The 26,888-nt window shown below is 71.1% G+C and carries 21 protein-coding genes; 11 read left to right on the forward strand and 10 right to left on the reverse strand.

The annotated features are described in order from the left end of the window. Positions 1-22: 22 nt before the first annotated feature. The gene (locus QSK39_RS14605) at positions 23-991 is read right to left on the reverse strand and encodes an aldo/keto reductase (RefSeq protein ID WP_285478274.1); all 969 of its coding nucleotides are present in this window, start codon (positions 989-991) and stop codon (positions 23-25) included. Positions 992-1,078: 87 nt separating this feature from the next. On the opposite strand from QSK39_RS14605, the gene QSK39_RS14610 reads away from it, so the two are divergent. The 4 genes from QSK39_RS14610 to QSK39_RS14625 all read left to right on the forward strand — a co-directional run bounded on the left by QSK39_RS14610 (position 1,079) and on the right by QSK39_RS14625 (position 5,875). Continuing rightward, positions 1,079-2,125, forward strand: coding sequence for an LLM class F420-dependent oxidoreductase (locus QSK39_RS14610; protein WP_285478275.1), 1,047 nt, complete (start codon positions 1,079-1,081; stop codon positions 2,123-2,125). Between the two features lies 1 nt (position 2,126). After that, entirely contained in the window at positions 2,127-2,969 is an 843-nt protein-coding gene (locus tag QSK39_RS14615; RefSeq protein ID WP_285478276.1) for an undecaprenyl-diphosphate phosphatase, read from the forward strand. Positions 2,970-3,018: 49 nt separating this feature from the next. Then, on the forward strand, positions 3,019-3,726 hold the full coding sequence (locus tag QSK39_RS14620; protein WP_285478277.1) for a histidine phosphatase family protein: 708 nt from the start codon (positions 3,019-3,021) through the stop codon (positions 3,724-3,726). A 94-nt stretch (positions 3,727-3,820) separates the two neighbouring features. After that, positions 3,821-5,875: a M3 family metallopeptidase gene (locus QSK39_RS14625; RefSeq protein WP_285478278.1), complete on the forward strand. Its 2,055-nt coding sequence runs from the start codon at positions 3,821-3,823 to the stop codon at positions 5,873-5,875. A gap of 104 nt (positions 5,876-5,979) precedes the next feature. Here QSK39_RS14625 and QSK39_RS14630 read toward each other — a convergent pair whose 3' ends face one another. The 3 genes from QSK39_RS14630 to QSK39_RS14640 form a co-directional block, all read right to left on the reverse strand. Next, complete coding sequence (locus QSK39_RS14630; RefSeq protein WP_285478279.1) at positions 5,980-6,576, reverse strand: ClpP family protease; 597 nt, start codon at positions 6,574-6,576, stop codon at positions 5,980-5,982. Between the two features lie 137 nt (positions 6,577-6,713). After that, positions 6,714-7,694 carry a malate dehydrogenase gene (locus tag QSK39_RS14635; protein ID WP_285478280.1) on the reverse strand — a complete coding sequence of 327 codons (981 nt, stop codon included), beginning with the start codon at positions 7,692-7,694 and terminating at the stop codon, positions 6,714-6,716. Between the two features lie 229 nt (positions 7,695-7,923). After that, a complete protein-coding gene (locus tag QSK39_RS14640; RefSeq protein WP_285478281.1) occupies positions 7,924-8,367 on the reverse strand; it encodes a MarR family winged helix-turn-helix transcriptional regulator in 444 nt (147 codons plus the stop codon). 98 nt (positions 8,368-8,465) lie between these two features. On the opposite strand from QSK39_RS14640, the gene QSK39_RS14645 reads away from it, so the two are divergent. The 4 genes from QSK39_RS14645 to QSK39_RS14660 all read left to right on the forward strand — a co-directional run bounded on the left by QSK39_RS14645 (position 8,466) and on the right by QSK39_RS14660 (position 10,961). Further along, complete coding sequence (locus QSK39_RS14645; RefSeq protein ID WP_285478282.1) at positions 8,466-8,870, forward strand: nuclear transport factor 2 family protein; 405 nt, start codon at positions 8,466-8,468, stop codon at positions 8,868-8,870. Continuing rightward, a complete protein-coding gene (locus QSK39_RS14650; protein ID WP_285478283.1) occupies positions 8,867-9,232 on the forward strand; it encodes a VOC family protein in 366 nt (121 codons plus the stop codon). The genes QSK39_RS14645 and QSK39_RS14650 overlap by 4 nt, the downstream gene beginning before the upstream one ends. A 2-nt stretch (positions 9,233-9,234) precedes the next feature. Beyond that, positions 9,235-10,089: a TIGR03560 family F420-dependent LLM class oxidoreductase gene (locus QSK39_RS14655; protein ID WP_285478284.1), complete on the forward strand. Its 855-nt coding sequence runs from the start codon at positions 9,235-9,237 to the stop codon at positions 10,087-10,089. 242 nt (positions 10,090-10,331) lie between these two features. Next, positions 10,332-10,961 (forward strand): DUF4360 domain-containing protein, encoded by a 630-nt coding sequence (locus QSK39_RS14660; RefSeq protein ID WP_284749830.1) that lies wholly within the window; start codon positions 10,332-10,334, stop codon positions 10,959-10,961. Between the two features lie 55 nt (positions 10,962-11,016). Here the strand turns inward: QSK39_RS14660 and QSK39_RS14665 are convergent, their stop codons facing one another. Both QSK39_RS14665 and QSK39_RS14670 read right to left on the reverse strand, forming a co-directional pair. After that, a complete protein-coding gene (locus QSK39_RS14665) occupies positions 11,017-13,101 on the reverse strand; it encodes an FUSC family protein (protein WP_285478285.1) in 2,085 nt (694 codons plus the stop codon). Beyond that, positions 13,098-16,223, reverse strand: a complete 3,126-nt coding sequence (locus QSK39_RS14670; protein WP_285478286.1) for a GH92 family glycosyl hydrolase — start codon at positions 16,221-16,223, stop codon at positions 13,098-13,100. The genes QSK39_RS14665 and QSK39_RS14670 overlap by 4 nt, the downstream gene beginning before the upstream one ends. 57 nt (positions 16,224-16,280) lie before the next feature. Between QSK39_RS14670 and QSK39_RS14675 the strand changes: the two genes are divergently transcribed. Further along, positions 16,281-17,039, forward strand: coding sequence for an alpha/beta fold hydrolase (locus QSK39_RS14675; protein ID WP_285478287.1), 759 nt, complete (start codon positions 16,281-16,283; stop codon positions 17,037-17,039). A 224-nt stretch (positions 17,040-17,263) separates the two neighbouring features. Here QSK39_RS14675 and QSK39_RS14680 read toward each other — a convergent pair whose 3' ends face one another. Both QSK39_RS14680 and QSK39_RS14685 read right to left on the reverse strand, forming a co-directional pair. Continuing rightward, entirely contained in the window at positions 17,264-17,797 is a 534-nt protein-coding gene (locus QSK39_RS14680) for a YciI family protein (protein ID WP_285478288.1), read from the reverse strand. A 77-nt stretch (positions 17,798-17,874) separates the two neighbouring features. Next, positions 17,875-22,185 (reverse strand): GH92 family glycosyl hydrolase, encoded by a 4,311-nt coding sequence (locus tag QSK39_RS14685; protein ID WP_285478289.1) that lies wholly within the window; start codon positions 22,183-22,185, stop codon positions 17,875-17,877. A gap of 147 nt (positions 22,186-22,332) precedes the next feature. Here QSK39_RS14685 and QSK39_RS14690 point away from each other — a divergent pair, with 147 nt between their 5' ends. Together QSK39_RS14690 and QSK39_RS14695 are read left to right on the forward strand one after the other, a co-directional pair. Beyond that, complete coding sequence (locus tag QSK39_RS14690) at positions 22,333-23,961, forward strand: tannase/feruloyl esterase family alpha/beta hydrolase (RefSeq protein ID WP_285478290.1); 1,629 nt, start codon at positions 22,333-22,335, stop codon at positions 23,959-23,961. Positions 23,962-24,002: 41 nt separating this feature from the next. Then, entirely contained in the window at positions 24,003-24,641 is a 639-nt protein-coding gene (locus tag QSK39_RS14695; protein ID WP_285478291.1) for a class I SAM-dependent methyltransferase, read from the forward strand. 19 nt (positions 24,642-24,660) lie between these two features. Here QSK39_RS14695 and QSK39_RS14700 read toward each other — a convergent pair whose 3' ends face one another. Beyond that, the gene (locus QSK39_RS14700; RefSeq protein WP_285478292.1) at positions 24,661-25,959 is read right to left on the reverse strand and encodes a M20/M25/M40 family metallo-hydrolase; all 1,299 of its coding nucleotides are present in this window, start codon (positions 25,957-25,959) and stop codon (positions 24,661-24,663) included. Beyond that, on the reverse strand, positions 25,952-26,779 hold the full coding sequence (locus QSK39_RS14705; RefSeq protein WP_285478293.1) for a M55 family metallopeptidase: 828 nt from the start codon (positions 26,777-26,779) through the stop codon (positions 25,952-25,954). Before QSK39_RS14705 ends, QSK39_RS14700 begins: the two co-directional genes overlap by 8 nt. Positions 26,780-26,888: the final 109 nt, after the last annotated feature.

A 26,888-nucleotide genomic window follows, 5' to 3' on the forward strand; every position in this document is an offset into this window, starting at 1 on the left:
GTGCATGTCACCCAACAGACACCTAGCGCGGCCAGCGCTCCGGATAGCCGACCTCGATCGCGCTGACGTCGTCGAGCGCGGAGCGGATGGCCGGCGGGAGGGTGATCTCCTCCGCCGTCAGCGAACCGGTGAGCTGACCGGTGTCCCGCGCCCCGACCACCGGGGCCACGACCCCGGGCCGGTCGCGGACCCAGGCCAGCGCGACGGCCAGCGGCGACGTGCCCAGCCCGTCCGCCGCGGTGGCCACCGCCTGCACGATCCGGGCGGCCCGGTCGGTGCGGTGGTGCTCGACGTAACCGGCGTACGCGCTGTTCGCGCCGCGTGAGTCCGCGGGCGTGCCGGTGCGGTACTTGCCGGTCAGCACGCCGCGGCCCAGCGGCGCCCAGGGCAGCAGGCCGACGCCGTGGTGCTCGGCGGCCGGGACGACCTCGCGGTCGACTCCGCGTTCAAGCAGCGAGTACTCGACCTGGGTGGAGACGATCGGCGCAACCGCGGCGGTGCCGGCGGCGGCCGTCGCGAGCTGCCAGCCCGCGTAGTTCGAGACGCCGACGTACCGGGCCTTGCCGCTGTTCACGGCGTACTCGAGCGCGGCGAGGGTTTCGGCGATCGGCACGCAGGTGTCCCAGGCGTGCAGCTGCCACAGGTCGACGTGGTCGGTGCCGAGCCGCTTGAGCGAGCCGTCGAGCGCGGTGAGCAGGGCACCGCGTGAGGCGCCGCCGCCGAACGGGCCGTCGGTGCGGCGGGCGACTGCCTTGGTGGCGAGGACGACGTCGTCGCGCGGTACGAGGTCACCCAGAAGTGAGCCGAGCACCCGTTCGGCTTCGCCCTCGCCGTAGATGTCGGCGGTGTCCACCAGGGTGCCGCCGGCGTCCACGAAGGCGACCAGCTGGCTGGCGGCCTCTTCCGCGTCGGTGTCGCCACCCCAGGTCATGGTGCCGAGCGCCATCCGCGAGACACGCAGTCCCGAGCGGCCGAGCAGTCGCTTTTCCACGACCGCCGAGCCTAGTGGGCGGTCCCGGGAGAACCTGACCAAGGTGAGTCGTGTCGCCCACAAGGGCCCCCGTTAGGGTCTGGCCCCGTGCGACTCGGACTGAATCTCGGCTACTGGGGAGCGGGGAACGACCCCGCGAACCTGGCCCAGGCGAAACAGGCGGACGAGCTGGGCTACGCCGTCGTGTGGGCGGCGGAAGCGTACGGCTCGGACGCCGTCACCGTGCTGGCCTGGATCGCGGCGCACACGTCGCGGATCGACGTCGGTGCCGCCGTGCTGCAGATCCCGGCCCGGACCCCGGCGATGACCTCGATGACCGCCGCGACCCTCGACACGCTCTCGGGCGGCCGCTTCCGGCTGGGGCTCGGGGTGTCCGGCCCGCAGGTGTCCGAAGGCTGGCACGGCGTCCGGTTCGCGTCGCCGCTGGGCCGCACCCGCGAGTACGCCGCGATCGTGCGTTCGGCGCTCAAGCGGGAGCGGGTGAGGTTCGAGGGTGAGCACTTCACGCTGCCGCTGCCGGACGGTCCCGGCAAGGCGTTGCGGCTGACCGTCCGGCCCGCCCGCAAGCACATCCCGCTCTACCTGGCCGCGATCGGACCGAAGAACCTGGAGCTGACCGGCGAGATCGCCGACGGCTGGCTGCCGGTGTTCTTCTCGCCGGCGCACGCGGGGGAGCAGCTGGCGCAGCTGCGGGCCGGTGCCGAACGGGCCGGCCGCACCCTCGACGGCTTCGACGTCGCCCCGAGCGTCCCGCTGGTGCCCGGGGACGACTGGAAGGCGTGCGCGGACGCTGTCCGCGGGTACGCGGCGCTCTACCTCGGCGGGATGGGAAGCAAGGACAAGAACTTCTACAACCGGCTGGCCTGCCGGATGGGCTTCGAAGCCGAAGCCGGCGAAGTACAGGAGAAGTACCTGGCCGGCGACCGGGCGGGGGCGATGGCGGCGGTGCCGCTGGAGTTCCTCGACGCGACGTCGCTGCTGGGCCCGAAGGAACGGATCGCGGAGAAGATGACCGAATACGCCGAGGCCGGCGTGACGACCCTGTCGGTGTCGCCGTACACCGAGAACGCCACAGCCGCGGCGGCCGCGCTGCGGACCGCCGTCGAGGCGCTCGAGCTGGCGGGGGTGGCCTGACGTGGGGTGGTTCGAAGCACTGGTCCTGGGTCTGGTCCAGGGCCTGACGGAGTTCCTGCCGATTTCGTCGAGCGCGCACCTGCGGATCGTCGCGGCGCTCGTCGGCTGGGACGACCCGGGCGCGGCGTTCACCGCCGTCACCCAGATCGGCACCGAGCTGGCGGTGATCATCTACTTCGGGAAGAAGATCGGCCGGATCCTGCAGGCCTGGTTCTTCTCGCTGTACAAGCCGGACTGGCGCCGCGACCCGGACGCCCGGCTCGGCTGGCTGATCATCGTCGGCTCGCTGCCGATCGTGGTGCTCGGCCTGCTGCTGCAGGACCAGATCGACAGCGCGTTCCGCGATCTGCGGATCACCGCCACGGTGCTCATCGTGTTCGGCTTGATCCTGCTCTACGCCGACCGGACCGGGAAGCAGGAGCGGACCCTGGACCACCTGACGGTCCCGCACGGACTCGGCTTCGGCTTCGCCCAGGCGCTGGCGTTGATCCCGGGGGTGTCCCGTTCGGGCGGCACGACCAGCGCGGGCCTGCTGCTGGGCTACACCCGGGCCGAAGCGGCGGAGTACTCGTTCCTGCTGGCGCTGCCGGCGGTGTTCGGCTCGGGGGTGTACAAGCTCAAGGACATCGGGTCGGGCGGCGTGCCGGCCCAGTGGGGGCCGACGATCCTGGCCACCCTGGTCGCGTTCGGCGTCGGGTACGCGGTGATCGCGTGGCTGATGGCCTACATCAAGAAGCGCAGCTTCGTGCCGTTCGTCATCTACCGGCTCGCGCTCGGCGTGCTGCTGTTCGTGCTGATCTTCACCGGCGCCCTGGACCCGAACGCGGGTCCCGTCAGCCACTGACCCGCCCGCGTGGGGACCGCTTGATCGGTCCCCACGTAGGGTGGGCCCCGTGAGTACGGTCATTCTGCTGAGGCACGGCAAGTCGACGGCCAACGGCTCCGGCATCCTGGCCGGGCGGTCCCCGAAGGTCAACCTCGACGACACCGGCCGCGCCCAGGCGGAGAAGCTGGTCGAACGGCTCGACGGCGTGCCCCTGGCCGACCTGGTCGTGTCGCCCATGCTGCGGTGCAAGCAGACCGTCGGCCCGCTGGCCGCCGCGCGCGGGCTGGCCAAGGTCGTCGAACCCGGGCTGTCCGAAGTGGACTACGGGGACTGGACCGGCAAGGAGCTCAAGCACCTCGCGAAGGAGCCGCTCTGGCGGGTCGTGCAGGCGCACGCCTCGGCCGCGGTCTTCCCCGGCGGTGAAGGGCTCGCGGCGATGCAGGCCCGCTCGGTCGCCGCCGTCCGGGCGCACGACCGCCGGATCGCCGCCGAGCACGGCGACCACGCCGTCTGGCTGCTCTGCAGCCACGGCGACGTGATCAAGTCCATCCTCGCCGACGCCCTCGGCCAGCACCTCGACGCGTTCCAGCGGATCGTCGTCGACCCCGCGTCGATCTCGGTCGTGCGCTACACCGAGACGCGGCCGTTCGTCATGCGGGTCAACGACCACGGCAGCGACCTGCGCGGCATCGTGCCGCCGGCACCCAAGCCGAAACGGGGCAAAAAGGCCGCCGGGAGCAGCGACGCCGTCGTGGGCGGTACCACCGGTCCGTGAGCTTGGCCACCTCCGGAAAGCGCTGACATCCGCACAGGTGGACCACGTAGGGTGGCGGGACCGAGTGTTGCATCCCGACCAGGAGCCTGCCCCGATGATTTCGCCGGACAACCCGTTCGCCGCACCCAGCGAACTGCCCTACGCCCTGCCGCCCTTCGACCGGATCGCCGACGAGCACTACCGGCCGGCGTTCGAAGCGGGCCTGGCCGAGCATTCGGCGGAGATCGAGCAGATCGCTGCGCAGGACGCCGAGCCGACGTTCGAGAACACCGTCGTGGCCCTCGAGCGCGCCGGCGAGCTCCTGGGCCGCGTGGCGAGCGTCTTCTACAACCTGTCCGGCTCCAACAGCACCGACGAGATCCAGGCCATCCAGGCGGAGTTCGCGCCCAAGCTGGCCGCCCACCACGACGCCATCCACCTGAACCCGAAGCTGTTCGCCCGCATCGACTCCCTCCACGCACGGCGTGACGAGCTCGGCCTGGACGAGGAGTCGCGGCGGCTGCTCGAACGGCGCCACCTCGACTTCAGCCGGGCCGGCGCCGGGCTCGGCGAAGCGGAGCAGGCCCGCCTGCGGGAGCTGAACGGGCAGCTGTCCACCCTGCAGACGAAGTTCCAGCAGAACCTGCTCAAGGACACCAACGACCTCGCCGTCGTCATCGAGGACCGCGCGGAGCTGGCCGGCTTCGGCGACGGCGCGATCGCCACCGCGGCCGAAGCGGCGGTGGCCCGCGGCGAGGACGGCAAGTACGTCATCCCCCTGACGCTGCCGACGAGCCAGGCCTCGCCGCTGGAGACGCTGCGCGACCGCGACGTCCGGGCCCGGATCCACACCGCGTCGATGGCCCGCGGCAACCGCGGCAACGAGTTCGACAACAACGCCCTCGTCGCCGAAATCGCGCACCTGCGGGCCGAACGGGCCGTGCTGCTCGGCTACCCGAACCACGCGGCGTACGTCATCGCCGACGAGACGGCGAAGACCGCCGAAGCCGCCGCCGGGCTGCTCGAGAGGCTGGCGCCCGACGCCGTCGCGAACGCCCGCACCGAAGCCGCGGAACTGCAGCAGCTGCTCGAAGCCGACGTCCCCGGCGCGACGCTGCGGCCGTCGGACTGGCCGTACTACGCCACCCAGGTCCGCCGCGAGCGCTTCGACGTCGACACCGAAGCCCTGCGCCCCTACTTCGAAGCCGACCGCGTGTACCTCGACGGCGTCTTCTTCGCCGCCACCAAGCTCTACGGGCTCACCTTCACCGAGCGCACCGACCTCCCCAAGTACCACCCGGAGGTCCGGACCTTCGAGGTGTTCGACGCCGACGGCACCCCGCTCGGGCTCTACCTCCTCGACCTCTACACCCGCGACGCCAAGCGCGGCGGCGCGTGGATGAACACCTTCGTCGACCAGTCCGGGCTGCTGGACCGCAAGACGGTCGTGGTCAACGTCCTCAACGTCGGCAAGCCGCCGGCGGGGGAGCCGACCCTGCTCACCTTCGACGAGGTCGTCACCGCGTTCCACGAGTTCGGCCACGCGCTGCACGCCCTCGTCTCGGCGGTCCGCTACCCGACGTTCTCCGGCACCAACGTGCCCCGCGACTTCGTCGAATACCCGTCCCAGGTCAACGAGATGTGGATGCTGTGGCCGGAAGTCCTGGCCAACTACGCCAAGCACCACGAGACGGGCGAAGCGCTGCCCCAGGACCAGGTCGACAAGCTCCTCGCCAGCCAGCAGTACGGCGAAGGCTTCTCCACCACCGAGTACCTGGCCGCCTCCCTGCTCGACCAGGCCTGGCACCGCCTCGGCGTCGACGACCGCGTCGAAGAGGTCCAGCGGTTCGAGACCGATGCGCTCGTCAAGGCCGGCGTAGCCGTCGAAGCGATCCCGCCCCGCTACCGCACCACCTACTTCGCCCACGTCTTCAGCGGCGGCTACAGCGCCGGGTACTACTCCTACATCTGGAGCGAAGTCCTCGACGCCGACACCGTCCAGTGGTTCCGCGAGAGCGGGGGACTGACCCGCGACAACGGCGACCACTTCCGCCGCACCCTCCTCGGCAGGGGAGGGAGCATCGACCCCATGGACGCCTTCCGCGCCTTCCGCGGCCGCGACCCCGAGATCGAACCCCTCCTGGCCCGCCGAGGCCTCAACGGAGTCTGAACTCCTCACTAAGTGTATAACGACCTATACCGCCGGGCAGTTTTCTTCAAAACTGCCCGGCGGTGCCGTTTCCGACTCCGAAACAACAGCACAGACGGACGGAGTCAGGCCGACGCCGTCTGCTCGCCCGCGACGATGTGGTCGACGAACCCGTAGGAGAGGGCTTCGTCCGCGTCGAACCAGCGGTCGCGGTCGGCGTCGGTGGTGATCCGCTCGACGGTCTGCCCGGTCTGGCGCGCGGTGATCTCCGCGATGCGGCGCTTCATCTTGCCGAAGACCTCGGCCTGGATGGCGATGTCGGTGGCGGCGCCGCTGATCCCGGCCGACGGCTGGTGCATGACGATCCGGGTGTTGGGCAGCAGGTAGCGCTTTCCGGGGGTGCCGGAGGAGAGCAGGAACTGGCCCATGGACGCGACGAAGCCGAGGCCGTAGGTCGAGACGTCCGGTTTGACGAGCTGCATGGTGTCGTAGATGGCCATGCCGGCGGTCACGGAGCCGCCGGGTGAGTTGATGTAGAAGGTGATGTCCTTGGCCGGGTCGTCGGCGGCCAGCAGGAGGAGCTGGGCGATGATCCGGTTGGCGACCTCGTCGTTGACCTCGGAGCCGAGGAAGACGATCCGGTCGCGCAGGAGCTGTTGGTAGACCGAGTCTTCGGGTCCGGTGCTCGGTGCGTGCATGTCGGGTACGGCGAGAAGGGTCATGGCCCGACGGTAGGGCCGGGCGGCGTGGGGGCGGGGGTGGTTTCGCTGTGAGCGTGCGGAGTTCGCTCCCGGCGATCATGCGAAAGGGGCCGCCGCGGTCGGTTCGACTGCGGCGGCCCCTTTTCGGTGGGTCAGCTTCAGATGAGGCCGAGCTTCTGCACGGTGTCGCGCTCCTCGACGAGCTCGGCGACGGAGGCGTCGATGCGGGCGCGGGAGAAGTCGTCGATCTCGAGGCCCTGGACGATCTCGTACTTGCCGTTCTCGGCGGTGACAGGGAAGGACGAGATGATGCCTTCGGCGACGCCGTAGGAGCCGTCGGAGACGACGCCGGCGGAGGTCCAGTCACCTTCGGGGGTGCCGTTGACCCACGTGTAGACGTGGTCGATGGCGGCGGAGGCCGCGGAGGCGGCGGAGGACAGGCCGCGGGCTTCGATGATGGCCGCGCCGCGCTTGGCGACGGTCGGGATGAAGTCACTCTCGAGCCAGGCCTGGTCGACGTCGACGCTCTTGCCGCCGACCTCGGCGTGCTGCACCGAGGGGTACTGGGTGGCGGAGTGGTTGCCCCAGATGGCGAGCTTCTTGAGCTCGGTGACGGGGACGCCGAGCTTCTTGGAGAGCTGGGCGAGCGCGCGGTTGTGGTCGAGGCGGGTCATCGCGGTGAAGCGGTCGGCGGGCACGTCGGGGGCGTGCGAGCGGGCGATGAGGGCGTTGGTGTTGGCGGGGTTGCCGACGACGAGGACCTTGATGTCGTCGGCGGCGCCGGCGTTGATGGCTTCGCCCTGGGGCTTGAAGATGCCGCCGTTGGCCTCGAGGAGGTCGCCGCGCTCCATGCCCTTGCTGCGGGGGCGGGCGCCGACGAGGAGGGCGATGTTGGTGCCTTCGAAGGCCTGCTTGGGGTCGTCGAAGATGTCGGTGCCGGCCAGGAGGGGGAACGCGCCGTCGTCGAGCTCCATGGCGGTGCCCTCGGCCGCCTTGACCGCCTGCGGGATCTCGAGGAGCCGCAGCTTCACCGGGACGTCCTGGCCGAGGAGCTGACCGGACGCGATGCGGAAGAGCAGCGCGTAGCCGATCTGGCCGGCGGCGCCGGTGACGGTCACGTTGACAGGGGCTTGGGTCATTGCGGTTCTCCAGCTTGAGACGACTTCGGCTTGTGGTAGGGAGCCTATCTCTCCTCGTGGTCGCGGGTCGGGTGCGTCCAGTCACTCTCGCTGGATCGATCAGGGGGTGAAGAGGCCGGTGCTGGTGCTTGCCGCGCCGAAGGGGCGGTCGTCCAGGTGCCCGTGGCGGCCACGGAGATCATCGTCGAGGAGTTGCCCGAAGGCCGCCCTTTCGGCGGTGCAACGGTTTCTATGGGGTGTCCGGGTTGTCGGTGACGTTGGCGGTGAGCCGGTGGAGGAGGTCGGCGAGCTGGGTGATCTCGGCGTCGGTGAGGCCTTTGCGCATGCGTTCGTCGTGGGCGATGGCGGCGGAGGCGAGGCGGAGGAAGAGCTGTTCGCCGTCGGGGGTGAGGGTGACGAGGTGGACGCGGCGGTTGGCGGGGTCGCGGCGGCGGGTGACGAGGCCGGTGGTTTCCATGCTGTTGAGGTGGTGGGTGAGGGTGGCGCCTTGGATGCCGACGGCGTCGGCGAGTTCGCGTTGGTTGGCGACGGGCCGGGTTTTGAGGGAGATGAGGATCTGCCAGACGGGCTGGGAGCCGCCGGCGGCGGCGAGGGCGTGGTCGAAGGCGCGGCCGGCGGTTTTGGCGGTGCGGGCGAGGACGACGCCGATGGGGGTGGTGGTGGGTGCTGGCACGGGTCGGACCCTACCGCAGATGCCGAGTGATCTAAGCGTTTGACATCTAATGGTTAGACATCTAACGTTGTGCTCATCGAACCGGAAGGGGAAACGCGATGAGCACCGAAGAGCAGGTCCGCGAGTTCGGCCGGGTCTGGGCGGCGGCCGAGGAGCGCGGGGACACCGAGGTACTGGCCGGCCTGGCCGCCGACGGCTTCCGCCTGGTCGGCCCGCTCGGCTTCGTCCTGGACCGCGACCAGTGGCTGGCCCGCTACAGCGGCGGCGCCCTGGTCACCGAGAAGCTGGACTGGGCCGAGGTCGAGGTCCGCGACTTCGGCACGACCGCCATCGCGATCGGCGTGCACGCCCAGGTCGCGAAGCACCAGGGGAACCCGGTGAACGGCCGGTTCCGCGCCACGCACGTGCTGGTCCGCGACGAGGACCGCTGGCGCCTGGCCGGCATCCACCTGAGCCCGATCGGTGGCCCGCCGCCGTTCACACCGGCGGGGGCGGGGCGATGAGCGTCGAGCTGAACCACACGATCGTGTGCGCGACCGACCGGGAGAAGTCGGCGGAGTTCCTCGCCGGGATCCTGGGCCTGCGGACCGAGCCGGTCGACGGCCCGTTCGTGCCCGTCCGGCTCGCGAACGGCGTCACGCTCGACTACCTGCGAGTGGACCGCGTGACGGGCCAGCACTACGCGTTCCTGGTCGGCGACGACGACTTCGACGCCGCCATGGCGCGGATCGAGCGGGCCGGCATCACCTACTGGGCCGACCCGTTCCACGAGCGGGCCGGCGAGGTCGACGACCTGGACGGCGGCCGCGGGGTCTACTTCGAGGACCCCGACGGCCACAACCTGGAACTGCTCACGAGGGGGTAGCCATGCGGTTGAGCATCGGGGTCACGGACTTCTCGTGGCCGGACAAGCTGACCGGCGAGCTGGCGGCCATCGCCGTCGCGGCCGACGACGCCGGGCTGGACACGCTGTGGGTGGCCGACCACCTGCTGCAGGCCGACCCGCACAGCACGCCGGATTCGGCGATGCTCGAGGCCTACACGACGCTGGGGTTCCTGGCCGCGCGGACCAGCCGGATCGGGCTGGGCACGATGGTCTCGGCGGTGACGTTCCGCCCGCCCGCGCTGCTGGTCAAGGCGGTCACGACGCTCGACGTCCTCTCCGGCGGGCGGGCCCGGTTCGGGATCGGCACCGGGCACCACGACGGCGAGGCGCGGGCGATGGGCCTGCCGTTCCCGCCGGTGGGCGAGCGCTTCGAGCGGATGGAGGAGACCCTCCGGCTGGCGCTGCGGATGTGGGCCGGGGACGACTCGGTGTTCGAGGGGCGGCACTACCGCCTGGACCGTCCGATCGGGATCCCGCTGCCGGTGCGCCGGCCGAAGGTGCTGATCGGCGGGGCCGGCGAGCGCAAGACGCTGCGGCTGGTCGCGCGCTACGCCGACGCGTGCAACGTGTTCGACGTCCCCGACGGCGGGAAGACAGTGCGGCACAAGCTGTCGGTGCTCGCGCGGCACTGCGAGGAGGCCGGGCGGCCGTACGGGGAGATCGAGAAGACGATCAGCACGCGCCTGGAGCCGGGTGAGTCCGCGGAGTCGTTCGCGCGGCGGTGCGGGGAGTTCGCGGAGTGGGGGATCGACCACGCGGTCGTGATCACGGCGAGGCCGTGGTCGGCGGCGGGGGTGGCGACGCTCGGGCGGGTCGCGCGTCTCGTGGCGGAGTGAAACGATCAAGCCCGGACGTCGTGGGGTGATCGCGGACGGCGGGCGGCGGTCCGGGGGCGCGAAATCGTTTTCCGGTCGAATTTCTCCGTTTTCGCGGGAATGAAGGCCCGACATTATCGGTATACCGCGTGGTGGGACGGCTACCGCTTGTTGCTCCGTTCAGCGGGGTTTCGGACCATGATCCATTCGCTACCATGGTCGGCGCCCCCGTACCCAATTCGAATGTATTGGGAAGGATTCCCATGCTGTCTGCGGTCGTTGCTGCCGTAATGGCGTTGTCCTCTGTGGTCACCCCGCATTCGTGGAACACCCCTCCGCCGCCCGACAAAATCGTCATCGACGTCGTGAACGCCAATGGCACGGGCTGCCCGGCCGGCACGTCCGCGGTGGCGGTGTCGCAGGACAACACGGCGTTCACCGTGACCTACAGCGCCTACACGGCGCTGGTCGGGGTCGGCGCCGGGCCGCTGGACGCCCGGAAGAACTGCCAGATCGGCCTGCGGGTGCACGTGCCACAGGGGTTCACCTACGGAATCGCGCAGGCGGACTACCGCGGATTCGCCCATCTGGAACGGGGCGCGACCGGCCTGGAGAGAGCGAACTACTATTTCCAGGGCAATTCTCCGACGGCGTTCATGCAGCACCCGCTGACCGGTCCGTTCGAGGACGACTGGCATTTCACCGATTCCACGGAGGTCGGTGCGATCGTGTTCAAGCCGTGCGGTGAGGAACGCAATCTGAACGTCAACACGGAATTGCGGGCCGCGGCCGGGACGTCGGATCCGAAGAAGACGACGAGCTTCGTGACGATGGACTCGACCGACGGCAGCATCACGACCACGTACCACTTCGCGTGGTTGTCCTGTCCGTGACCGGGAACCGGTGAACCCGGGGCGGCGCGGCTCGGTACCGCGCCGCCCCGGCGGGTCACTTCTTCGCGGGGGCGCGGGGATCGGTGGCCTGGACGTCGAAGACGCGGCCGAGGGAGATGAGTGCTTCGTCGAGATGGCTGAGGCTGGAGAGGACGGCCCGGGTTTCGGCCTGCTCGACGCGGTCGGACACCGGCGTGCCGTCGTCGCGCACGAGCGTGCCGGGTGTGGGGCCACCCGGCGCGTCGAGTGCGGTGCGCAGGACGTCGATGTTGGCCAGCAGCCGTCCGGTGAACTGGCGCAGGCGGTCGGCGTTCTCGCCGGCGAGCTGCCCGGGCTGGGCGCGGGCGGCGACGTGGCGGGCGCGGAAGGCGATGGTCTCCAGCGTGGTGAGCACGTGCCAGCCGTAGTCGCGGCGGGCGCTGCGGAGGTTGACCGGGTGGGTCAGCGGTTCGATGGTGGTGCGGACCTGTTCGACGGCGCGGTCGAGGTCGCGGGAGAGCTCGATGATGTTGACGTTCTCTTCGCCGGCGAGCAGGTCGCGGGTGTGTTCGAGGAACTCCGCCAGCTCGTCGAGCACGGCGGCGATGTCGTCGAGCATGACCGAGCGGGTGCGGACCGGGACGATGACGACGGCGGCGAGGATGCCCGCGGCGGCCCCGACCGCGGTTTCGGCGACGCGGATCCAGAGCACTTCGAGGCTGAACGTGCCGAGCAGGCTGTAGAGCAGGCCGAGCATGCTGGTGATGAAGAAGGCCATGGCGACCTGGGAGACGCGGGCGGTGTAGACCATCCCGAAGACGCAGACCAGGATCAGCGCGAGGGTGGCCGGGGTGCTGCCGGCGACCAGCAGGGCGAGCAGGACGCCGCCGACGATGCCGATGAGGGTGCCGCCGAGGCGGCGGACGCCCTTGACGAAGGTGGCGCCGGCGCTGGAGGCGCCGATGAACACGACGAAGACGGTCAGGACGGCCCAGTACCAGCGCTGGTGGGAGACGAGCTCACCGCCGAGCACGGCCAGCCCGCCGCCGACGACGGCCTGGATGGCGCTGCGGGTGCGGTTGTCGTAGGCGAACGCGGGCGTCGGCTCGTCGTCCTCTTCGCCGAGTGGGTCCACTGTGGACTCGGGGGTGGCGGCGCGCTGGGCGCGGTCGTCGGCCAGCGCGAGCTCGGCCAGTGCCTTGCGGACGCCGTCGCCGGGGGCGGCGTGCTCGTCGATCCGGCTGCCTTCGACGAGCATGCGGCTGTACTCGCCGGTCTGGCTGATCAGCGGGAGCTCGCGCGGGTCGCGTTCCACGAGCGCGCGGAAGCGGGCGAGCCGGGCGATGAGATCGTCGCGGACCTCGGTGGTGAGCTCGTCGGAGCAGGTGCGCTGGACGGTGCTGACCAGCCACTCGAGGGCGAGCTCGACCTCGATGGCGCGGCGGCGCAGGCGGTCCGCGGCGCGGGCGTCGACGACGTCGGGGGCGGCGTCCTCGATGAGCAGGACGCACTCGTGCAGCCGGGCGAGCGTACTGCGCAGCTGCTTGCGGGTGCGTTCGCTGCCGCCGACGGCGAGGTGGGCCTCGGTGGCGCGGACGACGGCGGCCAGCCGGGCGCGGAAGGCCCGGCGCACGCGCAGGAACTCGGCTTCGGCGTTGTGGCGCAGCAGCACGAACCGGACGACGGCGTTGGCGAGCACGCCGACGCCGAGCGCCATCAGCAGCTGCGGGACCTGCGTGAGGTGGGCCTGCAGGAACATCGGGAAGAAGAACAGGAAAAAGCCGATCGAGCCGAGCGCGGTGCCGCGGGTGCCGAAGCGCTGGGCGTAGACGGCGACGAAGATCAGCAGGACGAACACGACGCTGTCCATCGGCGGCAGCGCCGACCCCAGGCTGGCGACCGTGATGGAGGCGGCTCCGGTGAGGAACGCCAGCACGAGCGTGCCGGCCTGGGCGCCGGGTGTCGGGTCGTTGACGGTGAACGCGGTCATCATCGCGGCGATCGCGCCGACCAGCATCACCGTGAGCGGGACGTGCGTGGGCAGCAGAACGGCCACGGCGAGAACGATGCCGAGGACCGCGGACCCGGCCAGCCGCAGCCGGACGAGGCCGGGGTCGGCCGCCGCCAGCCGGTCGAGGGCGGCGGTGCGGTAGTGGTTCATCGGGCGAGCAGCTCCCACTGGGCGAGGGTGGCGCGGCGGCCGCGGGTGGCGGTGATCCGCAGCCGGTAGTGCGGGTGGGCGGCCGGGGTGGCGAGCGTGAACGGCCGGGTCTGGCGGCGCCAGCGGAACAGCTCGTCGTGGCGTTCGTCCAGAGTGATCCACTCCGCGCCGTCGTCGGAGCCTTCGAGGACCCAGGCGCTGGGGTCGCCGCGGCGGTCGCCGGAGGTGAGCGTGTACATCGTGACCTCGCGGGGATCGCCGGTGACGGTGAACTCGATCGCCGGGGTGGCGCCGCGGAAGGTGACCTGGGTGCGGGTGGTGTCGTCGAAGAGGGCGTCGAGGCTCTTGGCGTCCTCGCTGGTGGCGGTGCCGGTGAGGTCGGAGACCGGGTCCGGTTGTTCGGCGGGCGGTGGCGGGGCACCCCATCCGGCCGGTTCGGTGGTGAGGTCGAAGACCAGTTCGGCGCCGCCGGCGAGGGTGGCGTGGGCGATGGTCGTGGCGTCGTGCGGTTCGCCGTCGATGCTGAGGCCGCGGACGTAGACGGTCTCGTCGGTGTTGCCGGGCGCGCGGACGACGAGCTTCTTGCCCTCGCCCAGGTGCACGGTCGCCTTCTCGAACAGCGGCGACCCGATCGCGTAGCGCGGGCTGCCGACGGTCAGCGGGTAGAAGCCCAGGGCGCTGAACAGCCACCACGCGGACATCTCGCCGTTGTCCTCGTCGCCGGGGTAGCCCTGGCCGAGCTCACTGCCCAGGTAGAGGCGCCGCAGGACCTCCCGCACGACGCGCTGGGCTTTCGCCGGCGCGCCCGCGTGGTTGTAGATGTAGGGGATGTGGTGCGAGGGCTGGTTGGAGTGGCCGTACTGGCCCATGCGGACGTCGCGGGCTTCGGTCATCTCGTGGATCAGGCCGCCGTACGCGCCGGGGCGCCGTCCGGTCTCCGGGGTCGCGAAGAACTCGTCGAGCTTGGCTTCGAGACCGGCGTTGCCGCCGTGCAGCGCCGCGAGGCCGGGGCCGTCGTGGGGTGCGGTGAAGGCGGTGTTCCAGGCGTTGGTCTCGACGAAGTCGCCGCCCCACGCGGCCGGGTCGTAGCCCTCGGGGGCGAACTTGCGGCGGCCGTCGCGGTGGCGGCCCTGGAAGAAGCCGATCTTCGGGTCGAAGTGGTGGACGTAGTGCTTCGCGCGCTCGCGGAAGTAGGCGGCGTAGTCCGCGTACATCCGGGCGCGCGGCCCCTCGCTCTCGCGGGCGAGGGCGTCGGAGAGGTTGGCGAGGCCGAAGTCGTTGACGCAGCCTTCCAGCGCCCAGGACAGTCCTTCGTGGACCGACGCCGGGGTGTAGCCGAGGAAGATCGACCGATCGAGCCCCTTGCGGCCGACCGAGCGGTGCGGCGGGGTGACGGTGGCGTTCTTCAGCGCCGCGTCGTAGGCGGCTTCGACGTCGAAGTTCCGGACGCCCTTGAGGTAGGCGTCGGCGAAGGCGACGTCGGAGCTGGTGCCGGTCATCAGGTCCGCGTAGCCCGGTGAGGACCAGCGGGAGATCCAGCCGCCTTCGCGGTACTGCTGGACGAACCCGTCGACCATCCGGCCGCAGTGCTCCGGGGTCAGCAGCGCGTACGCCGGCCAGGTGGTGCGGTAGGTGTCCCAGAAGCCGTTGTTGACGTACAGCTCGCCGTCGACGACCTTCGCGCCGGTGCGCCGGCGGGTGCTCGGCCACCGCCGGCGCACCACCGGGCTGGCGTGCCGGATGCCGTTCGGGGTGTTCTCGTGGGCGGCGTTCGGGTAGAGGAACAGCCGGTAGAGGTTCGAGTAGAGCGTGGTCCGCTGGTCCTCGGTGGCGCCTTCGACCTCGACCCGGCCGAGCTGCTCCTGCCAGAGCGCGCGGGCCTGGTCGCGGACCTGCTCGAAGGTCGTCCCGGCGGGGATCTCCTGCTCGAGGTTGCGCTTGGCCTGCGCGAGGCTGATCAGCGACGTCGCGATCCGCAACGTCGCGTCGGGGCCGTCGAACTCGAAATAGCCCGAGACGCGCCGCCACGGCGGAACGCGGACCTTCGCGCCGCGTGTGGCCGGGGCGTCGGTGATGCCGTAGACGAACATCCGGCGCGCGCCGGCGGACAGGCGGCTGCGGACCGTCGTGTACCCGCTGATCTCGCCGGTGTCGGCGTTCAGGCGGAGGCGGCCGCGGTTGGCGGCGTTGTCGAACAGCAGCCAGCCGTGCTTGTCGGGGAACGTGAACCGCAGGATCGCCGCGTGGGACGTCGGCGCCAGGTCGACGGTCATGCCGTTGGCGAACCGGACGCCGTAGTGGTGCGGCGAGTCGGTTTCGTCGTCGTGGGAGAAGGCCAGCGCGCGCTTGCGGCGGTCGCGCTGGACCGGGCCGGTGCCGGGCATGACGTGGAAGGTGTGCCGGTCGCCCATCCACGGGCTCGGCTGGTGGCTCAGGGCGATGGCCTGCAGCGCCGGGCGGTTTTCTGCGTCGTTGTGGCGGTGGTAGGAGTAGATCCAGTTGGTGACGCCGGCGTCGGTGACCGGGGTCCAGAAGTTGAACCCGTGCGGCACGGCGGTCGCGGGGAAGTTGTTGCCGCGGGAGTAGTCGCCGCTGGAGTGCGAGCCGCGGGTCGTGCGGACGAAGTCGACCGGGTCCCGCGGCGGCTCGGGGCGTTCGGCGACGCGGACGTCGTCGATCCACCCGGTGATCTCGCCTTCCGGAGGCGCGGTGCGGAGCACGATCCGGCTGATCCGGCGGCCCGCGAACGCCCCGAGCGGGCGGCGGACGAGGTTCCACTGGTCCACCCACAGCGTCTTGTCGTCCACCGGGTCGAACCCGGCCGAGGTGCCGTCGGCGAATTCGACGTCGAGGCTCACCCAGGTGGCGTGGTAGGCGGGGACGTCGCCGTCGGACTGCGGGAAGACCACATAGGACAGCTCGGTGTCCGCGGTGACGGGCGCGTCGAGGTCGAACAGGACGCTGCGCGGGCGCGCGGTGTAGCGCAGGGCCTTCGCCCCGGTGAAGCCGACGCCGGTCTTGGCCGTGGGGGACCGGTCCGGGCCGCTGTCGACCGTGAGAGCGGGGTCCGCGGGCTGCGGGTCACCGGCTTCGAAGGAGGAGGAGAACACGGCGTCGGGCATGCGCCCACCGTATCGGCCGAACGGCGTAGCGTGTGCTCGACGCGGGGGGAGGTCCTGGTGAACACGTACACCGTCCGGCACGAAGGTGCCGAGCTGCGCTACGAGCTGCGCTACGAGCTGCGGGGCGAGGGCCCGCTCCTGCTGCTGATCGCCGGCCGCGGCGGCTACCGCACCCGGTACGCGTCCCTCGCGCGGCGGCTCGCCGGGTCGTACGCGGTGCTCACCTACGACCGGCGCGGCCCGGGCACCGACTTCGACATGGGCCAGCAGGCCCGCGACGCGGCGGCGGTGATCCGCGCGGTCGCACCGCGGGCGGCCGTGTTCGGCCAGGGCGGCGGTGGTTCGGTGGCGTTCGAGCTCGCCGCGCAGGTGCCGGACGTCGTGACGGAGCTGGTGGTCCACGAGGCCCCGGCGATCACGTTGCTCCCGGACGCGCCGACGTGGCTGGCCCGCGCCCGCCAGGTCCGGACCACCCACGAGCGGGACGGTCTCGACGCGGCCCTGGCCCTGGCCGGCCTGACCCGCACCGACTTCCCGGACACCGCGGCCGCGGAGCTGTTCCTGGCCGGCGAGTTCCCGGCGGTGGTGCTGCACACCCCGGACCTCGACGCGGTCCGCCGCACGGGCATCCCGGTGATGACGGCGGCGGGCGAGACCAGCGGGGACACGTGCCTGGAGCGGTCGGCGAGGATCCAGGCGGAGCACCTGGCGTGCCGCTACGCGCGCTTCCCGGGCGGCCACCAGGGTTTCGAATCCGACGCGGACACCTTCGCCCCGGCGCTCTGCACGACGTTGGCAAGACTCCGCCGCCTCTGACCGGGCCAAGCCGACCCTCCAGGTACGCGACCCGACCGCCCAGGCACGCGAACCGACCCTCCAGGTACATGAGCCGACTGCCTAGGTACGCAGGCCGACCCTCCAGGCACGCGAACTGACTCCGGGTCTCCCACGGCCTCGGGTGTTAGCCGACCTCCGCGCCGGTCGAGCTGCCGAACCCGGGCCACGGCAGCTCCTCGCCCTCCATGCCCGCGCGCCGGCCCTCAGTCCGGGCGGCCGCCGAACTGCCAGCGGTGGACCTCGACCCCGTCATACCGGCCCACAGCCAGCACCTCCCGCGCTGCCTCAGCGTCCGGTGCCCGCAGCAGCACCGCCGTCCCGAGCCACGCTTCGCCGTCGTCCGACAACAGTGGCCCGTACGCGATCAGCTCGTCCCGCGGGCCGCCCACCTCGACCGGCTCTCCCGACCCGAACCCGAGGACCAGGTACCGGTCCCCGCCGGTCCGTCCACCCGGGAACTCCCACATCGTGCGCCCCAGCTCGTTGCGCCAGCGGCGCAACAGGACGTCCCGGTACGCCCCCGCCTGGTAACCGGGCTCCTCGAACGCGAACGCCCTCGCCGCCGCCGGGTCCGGCAGGTCCACGATGTGCACGCTGCCCGTCGGCGTGTCGCCGTCGAACGTCGGGCCGCGGGCGACCATCGTGAACCGGTCCATGTAGGACCAGTGCTCCGCCAGCAGTTCCCGGCGCAGGGACGCCGAGCCCGGCCGGTCCCGGTGGTAGCAGAAGAACTCCACTTCGCCTCCCGAAAGCCCGAAAAAGTGAAGGCCTCCCCGCCGAGGCGAGGAGGCCTTCACCGAAAACTACCGCCGAACTAGATCTTCGCGCACTGTCCGGCGGACGGGCCGCGGACGGTGTTCGGGAGGTCGTAGTCCGTCGGCACCGGCGAGTTGGCCGCGCAGGCCAGCGGGCCGCCGATCGTGCTGGACGTCAGCACCGGCCCGTGGTTGCCGGTCAGCGCGACCGGGCCGCCCACCTGCGTCAGCTCGATCGACACCTGGCCGGTCGCGCCGGTGATCGCCACCGGGCCGTCGACCTTCGTGCGGTTGAGCACGACCTGAGCCGCGCCGGTCGCGGCCAGCGGGCCCTTGATCTCCCCGCCGCGGACGATCAGCGACGCGCCGGAGCCCACCGTCACCGGGCCCGACACCGTCGCGTCCTGCAGGCACACCGTGCCCGACGAGACGGTGAGCGGCCCGGAAGACGCACCCGTGATCGTCTTGGTGCAGGACGCGTCCGGCTTGCCCAGCAGCTCGAACTCGGCCAGCTGCGCCGGGGCGCCGGTGCTGGTCGCGGTCACTTCGAGCTTGTAGTAGGCGTAGTGCGCCGGGTTGGCCACCTTGAATGCGCGGGTCTGCTGCCGCCAGCTGAACGCCTGGTTCGTCTGCTGGTCGGCCACCGCCCAGGTCTTGCCGTCGTAGGAGCCCTTCAGCGTCCAGCTCTTCGGGTCGCCCGCACCGGTCTGGGACGTCAGCGTGTAGTGGCTGACGGCCTCGTCGGTCGAGTTGAGCTGGTACTGCACGGCCCCGGTGACGGCGGCCTGCGTACGCGAGGTGTTGTCGAGCAACGCACCCGCGTTCGAGCCGTCCGAAGTGGACAGTGTGCCCTTGCCGTCGCCGGTCTCGTCGTGCAACGGCGTCGGCACGGCGTTGTCCTTGGTGATGGACGTCGGCGCGTCGTTCGGGCCGGTGCCCCACTTCGACGGGTTCGGGCCCATGTCGAAGTCGATGACCCCACCGCGGGAGATGACGTCCTGCGGCAGCGACGTGGAGCTGTACGCCTTGCCGTTGACCTTCACACCCTGGACGTAGACGTTCTTCGCGCTGTTCTTCGGCGCGTTGATCACCAGGTTCTTGCCGCCGGCCAGGTGGATCGTGGCCTTCTTGAACAGCGGCGACCCGATCGCGTAGTTCGGGCTGCCCATCTGCAGCGGGTAGAAGCCCAGCGCGCTGAAGATGTACCACGCGGACATCTCGCCGTTGTCCTCGTCACCGGCGTAGCCCTGGCCGATCTCGGCGCCGTTGTAGAGCCGCGAGAGGGCCTCGCGGACCTTCGCCTGCGTCTTCGACGGCTGACCCGCGTAGTCGTACATGTAGAGCAGGTGGTGCGCCGGCTGGTTGGAGTGGCCGTACTGGCCCATCCGCACGTCCCGCGCCTCCCGCATCTCGTGGATCACGCCCCCGTAGGAACCCGGGTAGTTGGCGGTCTCCTGGTCGGCGAAGAACTGGTCCAGCTTGTTCGCCAGGCCCGCCTGACCGCCGTAGAGGTTCGCCAGGCCCTTGCCGTCCTGCGGCACGGTGAAGGCCATGCCCCAGCCGTCGGTCTCGGTGTAGTCACCACCCCACGAGCGCGGGTCGTACTGGTCCTTCGTCTTGGTGAACTTCCCGCTCGCGTCCTTGCCCTGGAAGAACCCGGTGCTCGGGTCGAACAGGTTCACGTACTGCTGGGCGCGGCTGGTGAAGTACTCGTAGTTCTCCTGGTACTCCGCCTTGCGGGGGTCGTTCGGCGCGGCTTCGTCGGCCAGCTTCTTCGACAGGTTGGCGATGCCGAAGTCGTTGACGTAGCCCTCGATCGCCCACGAGAAGCCCTCGCTGGCGGTGTTGGGCGTGTAGCCGAGGAAGATGCCCTGGTCCAGGCCCTTGCGGCCGACCGCCGAGTTCGGCGGGGTGACCGTGGCGTTCTTCACCGCCGCGTCGTAGGCCGACTTGACGTCGAAGTTCTTGACGCCCTTGAGGTAGGCGTCGGCGAACGCGACGTCGGAGCTCGTGCCGGTCATCAGGTCCGCGTAGCCGGGGGAGGACCAGCGCGCGATCCAGCCGCCGTCGCGGTACTGCTGCACGAACCCGTCGACCATCTTCCCGGCCATGTCCGGCGTGAGCAGCGAGTACGCCGGCCACGTCGTGCGGTAGGTGTCCCAGAAGCCGTTGTTGACGTACATCTGGCCGTCGACCACCTTCGACCCGGTCTGGGTCAGGGTGTCCGCGCCGGTCTTCGGCGACACGGGGCTCGCGTACTTGTACGCGGGCTTGTCGGCGGTGCCGGTGTTCTCGAACTGCGAGTTCGGGTACAGGAACAGCCGGTACAGGTTCGAGTAGAGCGTCGTGAGCTGGTCCTTCGACGCGCCCTCGACCTCGATCACCTTCAGCTGGTCGTCCCACGCCTTCTGCGCGGCGTCGCGGACGGTGTCGAAGGTCGCGGCCGGGGCGATCTCCTGGGCGAGGTTCTTCTTCGCCTGGTCGACGCTGATCAGCGACGTCGCGATCCGCATGTTCACCGTCTTGTCGGCGCCCGCGTCGAACCGCAGGTACCCGGTGACGTTGTCGCGGCCCTGACCGGTGAGCTTGCCTCCGGCGGTGACGGGCTTGTCGAACGTCGCGTAGACGAACATCCGGCCCGCGCCGGCGTACACGTTGGTCTCGGTGTAGCCCGAGAGCGTGCCGCTGGCGGGGTCGAGCGTGAGCCCGGCCGAGTTGTTGACGCTGTCGAAGATCAGGCTCGAGTCCGCGCCCGGGAACGAGAACTTCATCATCGCCGCGTGGTCGGTCGGCGCGATCTCGGTCTTGATCCCGTTCTGGAACTGCACACCGTAGTAGTGCGCCCGCGCGACCTCGTCGCTGTGCTTGAACGGCAGCGCCCGCGCGTCGCGGTTGGCGTCGGGTACCCCGGCGGCCGCGGACGGCATCACCTGGAACGCCTGCCGGTCACCCATCCACGGGCTCGGCTCGTGGCTCACGCTGAACGCCTGCAGCTGCGGGAGGTTCTGCGCGTTGTTCTGGGTGCTGTAGTTGTAGAGCCAGCTGCCCGAGCCGGCGTCGGTGACCGGGGTCCAGAAGTTGAACCCGTGCGGCACCGCCGTGGCCGGGAAGTTGTTGCCCCGGGAGAACGTGCTGTTGGCCATCGTGCCCCGCGTGGTGACCACGTTGTCGCTCGGGCGGGCGCTCGCGGGCGGGGTCGGGGTCGCCGACACCTTCACGTCGTCCAGCCAGCCCTGCAGCGAGCCGGGGCCGTTCGGGTTGTCGTACCCGACCAGGATCCGGTCGATCGTCTTGCCCTTGGCGACCTGCCCGATCGCCGAGCGCACCAGGTTCCACTGGTTGGCGTAGAGCACCTTCGAGGCACCCTGGCCCTCCGGCGTCAGCGGGAAGCCGTACTGGTCGGTCGCGCCGAGGTTGCGCAGGTAGGTGCCGTCGGTGAAGGCGAGGTCGATCGCGACGTTGGTGCTCGGGTACTTCAGGTCGCCGGTGATGAACTGCGGCTGCACCTTGTACGAGAGCTCGGTCGAGGCCACGACCGGGACGTTCACGTCGAAGATCTTGTTGTACGACCAGCCGTGCCCGGCCTCGGTCTGGCTGCCGGAGTAGCGGAACGCCTTGAGCCCGGTGAAGCCGACGCGGTTCTTGTTCGTGTACCCGCTGGTCGGGCCGGAGTCGACGAAGCTGCGCATGTTCGGCAGCGGCGGCGGTGCCGGGTCGTCGTTGGCCAGCAGCAGCTCCGAGAGCTGCAGGATCGGGCCGCCGTTGTTGGCCGTGACGTTCAGCCGGAAGTACTTGAACGCCGCACTCGGCGCGGCCAGCTTGTAGTCCTTCTGCTGGAACCGCGCGGTGAACGCCTGGCCGGCCTGCTTGTCCAGGTCGGTCCAGGTGCTCGCGTCGTTCGAGCCCTGCAGCGTCCAGTCCTTCGGGTCGCGCTCGTCGAAGTCGTTGGCCGAGGAGATCGCGTAGTGCGTGATCGACGTGGCCTCCGACAGCGAGACCTGTGCCCACGCCGTCGGGTCCCACGACAGCCACTTCGTGTCCGTGGTGCCGTCGAAGAGGTTCGACACCACCTCGCCGCCGTCGGTGTTCTCGCTGCTGGCGCTGCTCTCGGTGACCTTGCCGCGGATGTCACCGGGGATCGCGGTGCCGTTCGCACCGTTCACGCCGAAGGCACGCGGCTTGCCCGCCGCGTCGGTGTCGACCGTGTCGGTCCACGTCGGCTGGACGTCACCGGCCTCGAAGGAGGACGAGAAGTCGGCGGGAAGGGCTTCGTCCGCGGCGGACGCCGTGGCGGGGAGGGCGACCAGGCCGGCGGCGACCACGGCGGCGGTCACCAGGAAAGCGACCGGCGGTCTGGCGCTTCGGGGCATCGTTGCTCCAAGCTCTGGAGGGTGAACTGGGGACCGACGGACGGGGGACCGGCGGCGCCCAGAGAGCGAAACGCGCGGGTGACATCGATGTCAAGACCGGTCGGCAAACCTGGCCAGAACTGGACAACCGAGGGAACGGGGAACCCGATGAGACCAGTCCGGATCTTCACCGCACTGACCGCACTCCTGCTCGCCACCACCGGATTCGCCCCGGTGGCCGCCACCGCCGCGACGGGTTCCCCCGTCCGGCCGATCACCACCTGCGGCGACCTGGTCCGCGGGTACCCCCTCCCGGGCGCCGCCACGCACGTCACCTCGGCCGCCGTCATCGCCGCGACCGCCACCGACCCCGAGTACTGCGGCGTGCAGGGCTACGTCGACCCGGCCGTGCACTTCGAGCTGCGGCTGCCCACCAAGACCTACGCCGGCCGCTACCTGCAGTACGGCTGCGGCGGCTTCTGCGGCATCGTCAACCCGCCGCCCTTCGCCGACTGCGACCTGCCCCACGGCGGCGACGTCGCGGTCGCCGCCACCGACGACGGCCACGTCGGCAAGACCCCCGCCGTCGTCGACGACGGCAGCTGGGGCGCGAACGACCAGGCCGCGCGCGACGACTTCGAGTTCCGCGGACCCCACGTCGTCGCCCGTGCCTCGAAGGCGATCATCCAGGCGTTCTACGGCTCGCCGCCGCGCAAGTCCTACTTCACCGGCTGCTCCGACGGCGGCCGCGAAGGCCTCCTGCTCGCCCAGCGCTACCCGGCCGACTTCGACGGCATCGTCGCCGGCGCACCCGCCGGCTACTGGAGCCCCCTGCTGGAGTTCCAGGCCTGGCTCGCGCGGGTGAACAACGCCGCCGACGGCAGCCCGATCCTCACCGCGGCGAAGCTGCCCGCCCTGCACAGCGCCGTCCTCGCCGCCTGCGACCGGCTCGACGGGCTCGCCGACGGCCAGCTCGAAGACCCCCGCGCGTGCCGCTTCGACCCGGCGACGCTGACCTGCCACGGCCCCGACACGCCGTCGTGCCTCACCCCGGCCCAGGTCGCCGCGACCCGCAGGATCTACTCGCCGCCCACCGACGGCCACGGCACGCTCCTCTACCCCGGCGGTGAGCAGCGCGGCTCGGAGCTGTCCTGGGCCGGGTGGATCATCCCCACCCCCGAGACCGGCGGCGTCGCCTTCGCCCGCAGCCTCGCCGACAACTACCTGCGCTACCTCGGCTACCCGATCGGGGCACCCGCCTCGACCGTCGACACCTTCGTCTTCACCCGGCGCGAGTTCGACCGGCTCACCCCGGTCGGCGTCCGCTACAACGCGATGAGCCTCGACCTCTCGGCGTTCCGGCAGCGCGGCGGCAAGCTCGTCCTGTGGCACGGCTGGGCCGACGAGGCGATCCCGCCGGCGAGCACGCTCGACTACTACCAGCGCCTCACCCACGGCCGCGGCCAGGACTGGGCACGGCTGTTCATGGTCCCGTCGCTCTACCACTGCGGCGGTGGCACCACGCTCACCGAGTTCGACCCGCTGAAGCAGCTCGTCGCCTGGGTCGAACGCGGCACCGCACCCACCGTGGCGACGGCAACGGGCCGCGACGCCGCCGGGAACGTCACCCGCACGCGGCCGGTGTACCCGTATCCCCAGCGCGCGGTCTACGACGGCACCGGCAGCGTCGACGACGCGGCCAACTTCCGCCCGGCCCCGCCGCTCGCGCCGGTCCGGGACGTCGTCGACTGGGCCGGGAACGGGCTCTACGCGATCCCGGGGCCGGTGGCCCGGTAAACCGGTCACGCGGCTCCGGCGTCGTCGCTAAGGTCACGATCATGACGACACCGGAGCCCGCCGACCGCGTCCTGTCCCGTGCCTCGCTCGCCGAAGGCGACCCCACCCGGTGGTTCGACCAGCTCTACACCGCCGCCGCCCGCGGCGAGGCCGAGGTGCCGTGGACCCGCGGCACGCCCAACGCGGACCTGGCCGCCTGGACGCCGCCCGGTGAGGGCCGCCGGGCACTGGTGGTGGGCAGCGCCCTGGGCGACGACTCGGAACTGCTGGCCTCGGCAGGCTGGGCGGTAACGGGCTTCGACGTCGCCCCGACGGCGGTCGAAGCCGCCCGCACCCGGTTCCCGGAGTCCGCGGTGGACTACGTGGTGGCGGACCTGCTGAAACCGCCGGGGGAGTGGCACCAGGTGTTCGACCTGGTCGTGGAGATCATGAACATCCAGGCGATGCCCCGCGACTTCCGCACGGCGGCGCTGACGTCGCTGGCCGGGTTCCTCGCGCCCGGCGGCACGCTGATCGTGTCGGAGGTCGCGGAGGAGAACTTCGACATGGCGACGTGGGTGAGCCCACCGTGGCCGTTCAGCCGCGAAGAGGTCGAGTCGGTCGCCCAGGAAGGCGTCAAGCTGGTGACCCTGGAACGCATCCGCGACGGCGCGCGCCACTGGGCGGAGTTCACCCGCTGACCGCCCTTCATGGCGCGGTCTAGCAGTCCGCGAGAAACCGGGACAGCACCCGCGTCCCGAAGTGGAGGCCCTCCACCGGGACCCGCTCGTCCACCCCGTGCGCCATCGCGCGGTACTGGAAGCCCTTCGGCAGCCACAGCGGTGCGAACCCGTAGTTCGCGATCCCCAGCTGCGCGAACGCCTTCGCGTCCGTCCCGCCGCCCAGGCAATACGGCACCACCACCGCCTCGGGATCCTCCGCCCGCAACGCCGAAGCCATCGCCGAGAACCACGGCGAGTCCACCGGGGCCTGCACCGGCGGCTGGTGCGCCACGAACTCGCGCGTCACGCCCTCGCCGAGCAGCTCGTCCAGGGCAGCGAACAACGACTCCTCGGTCCCCGGCAGCACCCGCACGTCCACCTGCGCGGTCGCCGTCGTCGGGATCACGTTCACCTTGTAACCCGCGTCCAGCATCGTCGGGGTCGTGCTGTTGCGGACCGTTGGCAGCACCAGGCCGCCCGCCGGACCCAGCGCCGCGACCGCCGCGTCCACGCCGTCCGAAGAGGACAGATCCACCGGCACGCCGAGCGCGGCACCCGTCCGCTCCAGGAACGCCCGCACCGCCGGGGTCAGCGTCACCGGCCAGCGGTGCGCCGCGATCCGGTGCACCGCACCCACCAACCGGGTGACGGCGTTCTCGTCGTTGGGCCGCGACCCGTGCCCGGCGCGGCCGCGCGCGGTCAACCGCAGGTGCGCCGTGCCGCGCTCGGCCGTCCCGATCGGGTACAGGTGCACGTCGTGCCCGTCGGCCGCCGGCACGTGGTAGGTGTAGCCGCCCGACTCGCTGATCGCCGCCTCGCAGCCTTCGAACAGCTCCGGGTGCTCGGCGACCAGCCAGTGCGCGCCCCACTCGCCGCGGTCCTCCTCGTCGGCGACGAACGCCAGCACCAGCTCACGCCGCGGGCGCACCCCGCCGGCCAGCGCGGCGAGCACCATCGCCACGAAGTCCTTCATGTCCGTCGCGCCGCGGCCCCACAGGTAGCCGTCGCGGACCTCGCCGGCGAACGGGTCCACCGACCAGTCCGCGGCGTCAGCCGGCACGACGTCCAGGTGTCCCTGCACCAGCAGCGCGGGCAACGACGGATCGGTACCGGGTACCCGCGCGATCACGCTGGCCCGCCCCGGCGCGGCCTCCAGGATCTTCGCCGGGATGCCGAGGGAGTCCAGGAACGCCGCCACGTACTCCGCGGCCGGCCGTTCGGGCTCGGCGTCGTTGTTCCCGCGGTTGGTCGTGTCGAACCGGATCAGGTCCGCGCACAGCTCGACGACGTCAGCCATAGATGCCCTGCACCGCCCCGCCCGCGATCGCCGTGACGACCTTGAACGCCTTCATCGCCTCGGTCATGTTCACCGCGTCGAACCCGACCCGCCGGGTGCCGATCTGCTCCACCGTCGGGATCACCGCCGTCGCCTGCGCGAGGTGGCTCGCGTCGAACTCCACCTCGATCCGGTGCGACCCCACCTGCCGTTCCTCCCGCCCGGCCCGCGCCATCGCGTCGGCCGCCGCGCCGGTCAGCAGGTCCGCGGTGCGCGCCGGCGGCAGGCAGATCGCCGCGTACCGGCTGACGCACTCCTTCACCTGGACCAGCTCCGCCTCCGGAGCGTAATCACGGGCGTCGTCGCACGTTTTGTCGTCACCCGAAACGAGCAGGACGGGGACGCCGTACTCCGCGGCCATCGCCGCGTTGAGCCGGCCCTCGCTCGCCGGGACGTCGTCCAGCCACACCCCGGTGATCTGGTTCTCCAGGTAGGTGTGGGAAAGCACGCCGTCGAACCCGGCGCCGGCGTGGTAGCCCAGGAACACCAAACCGTCCACGCCGGAGTCGATGCCCTGCATCATCGACAGCGGCTTGTGCCGCCCGGTCAGCATCCTCGCCCGCGGGTCCAGGTCCTCCAGCAGCAGGTTCCGCTGCGACGAATGCGCCTCGTTGACCAGCACATCCGCCGCGCCGGCCGCGTACAGCCCGGCCAGCACCGCGTTGACGTCCCCGGTGAACAGCCGCCGGAAGCGGTCCCACTGCGGCGAACCGGGCACGACGTCGTCGGTCCAGGTGACGCCGGTGGCGCCCTCCATGTCCGCCGAGATCAGGATGCGCATGCCCGGCACTCTAACCAGGCCGCCGCGGCCCCGGGCACGGCTCCCCGCTCACGGTGTGTCACCGAACCCGATCGATAACGATCGGACACCTGCCGAGGCGGCAACATAT

The sequence above is a fragment of the Amycolatopsis sp. NBRC 101858 genome (assembly GCF_030269325.1).
Taxonomy (GTDB): Bacteria; Actinomycetota; Actinomycetes; order Mycobacteriales; family Pseudonocardiaceae; genus Amycolatopsis; species Amycolatopsis ponsaeliensis.

What these genes read in the sequence shown, in the direction of transcription:
- QSK39_RS14625 (WP_285478278.1), top strand. Translation starts at nt 3,821, where the DNA reads ATGATTTCGCCGGACAACCCGTTCGCCGCACCCAGCGAACTGCCCTAC.
- QSK39_RS14630 (WP_285478279.1), bottom strand. Translation starts at nt 6,576, where the DNA reads ATGACCCTTCTCGCCGTACCCGACATGCACGCACCGAGCACCGGACCC.
- QSK39_RS14635 (WP_285478280.1), bottom strand. Translation starts at nt 7,694, where the DNA reads ATGACCCAAGCCCCTGTCAACGTGACCGTCACCGGCGCCGCCGGCCAG.
- QSK39_RS14645 (WP_285478282.1), top strand. Translation starts at nt 8,466, where the DNA reads ATGAGCACCGAAGAGCAGGTCCGCGAGTTCGGCCGGGTCTGGGCGGCG.
- QSK39_RS14650 (WP_285478283.1), top strand. Translation starts at nt 8,867, where the DNA reads ATGAGCGTCGAGCTGAACCACACGATCGTGTGCGCGACCGACCGGGAG.
- QSK39_RS14655 (WP_285478284.1), top strand. Translation starts at nt 9,235, where the DNA reads ATGCGGTTGAGCATCGGGGTCACGGACTTCTCGTGGCCGGACAAGCTG.
- QSK39_RS14660 (WP_284749830.1), top strand. Translation starts at nt 10,332, where the DNA reads ATGCTGTCTGCGGTCGTTGCTGCCGTAATGGCGTTGTCCTCTGTGGTC.
- QSK39_RS14665 (WP_285478285.1), bottom strand. Translation starts at nt 13,101, where the DNA reads ATGAACCACTACCGCACCGCCGCCCTCGACCGGCTGGCGGCGGCCGAC.
- QSK39_RS14670 (WP_285478286.1), bottom strand. Translation starts at nt 16,223, where the DNA reads ATGCCCGACGCCGTGTTCTCCTCCTCCTTCGAAGCCGGTGACCCGCAG.
- QSK39_RS14685 (WP_285478289.1), bottom strand. Translation starts at nt 22,185, where the DNA reads ATGCCCCGAAGCGCCAGACCGCCGGTCGCTTTCCTGGTGACCGCCGCC.
- QSK39_RS14690 (WP_285478290.1), top strand. Translation starts at nt 22,333, where the DNA reads ATGAGACCAGTCCGGATCTTCACCGCACTGACCGCACTCCTGCTCGCC.
- QSK39_RS14695 (WP_285478291.1), top strand. Translation starts at nt 24,003, where the DNA reads ATGACGACACCGGAGCCCGCCGACCGCGTCCTGTCCCGTGCCTCGCTC.
- QSK39_RS14700 (WP_285478292.1), bottom strand. Translation starts at nt 25,959, where the DNA reads ATGGCTGACGTCGTCGAGCTGTGCGCGGACCTGATCCGGTTCGACACG.
- QSK39_RS14705 (WP_285478293.1), bottom strand. Translation starts at nt 26,779, where the DNA reads ATGCGCATCCTGATCTCGGCGGACATGGAGGGCGCCACCGGCGTCACC.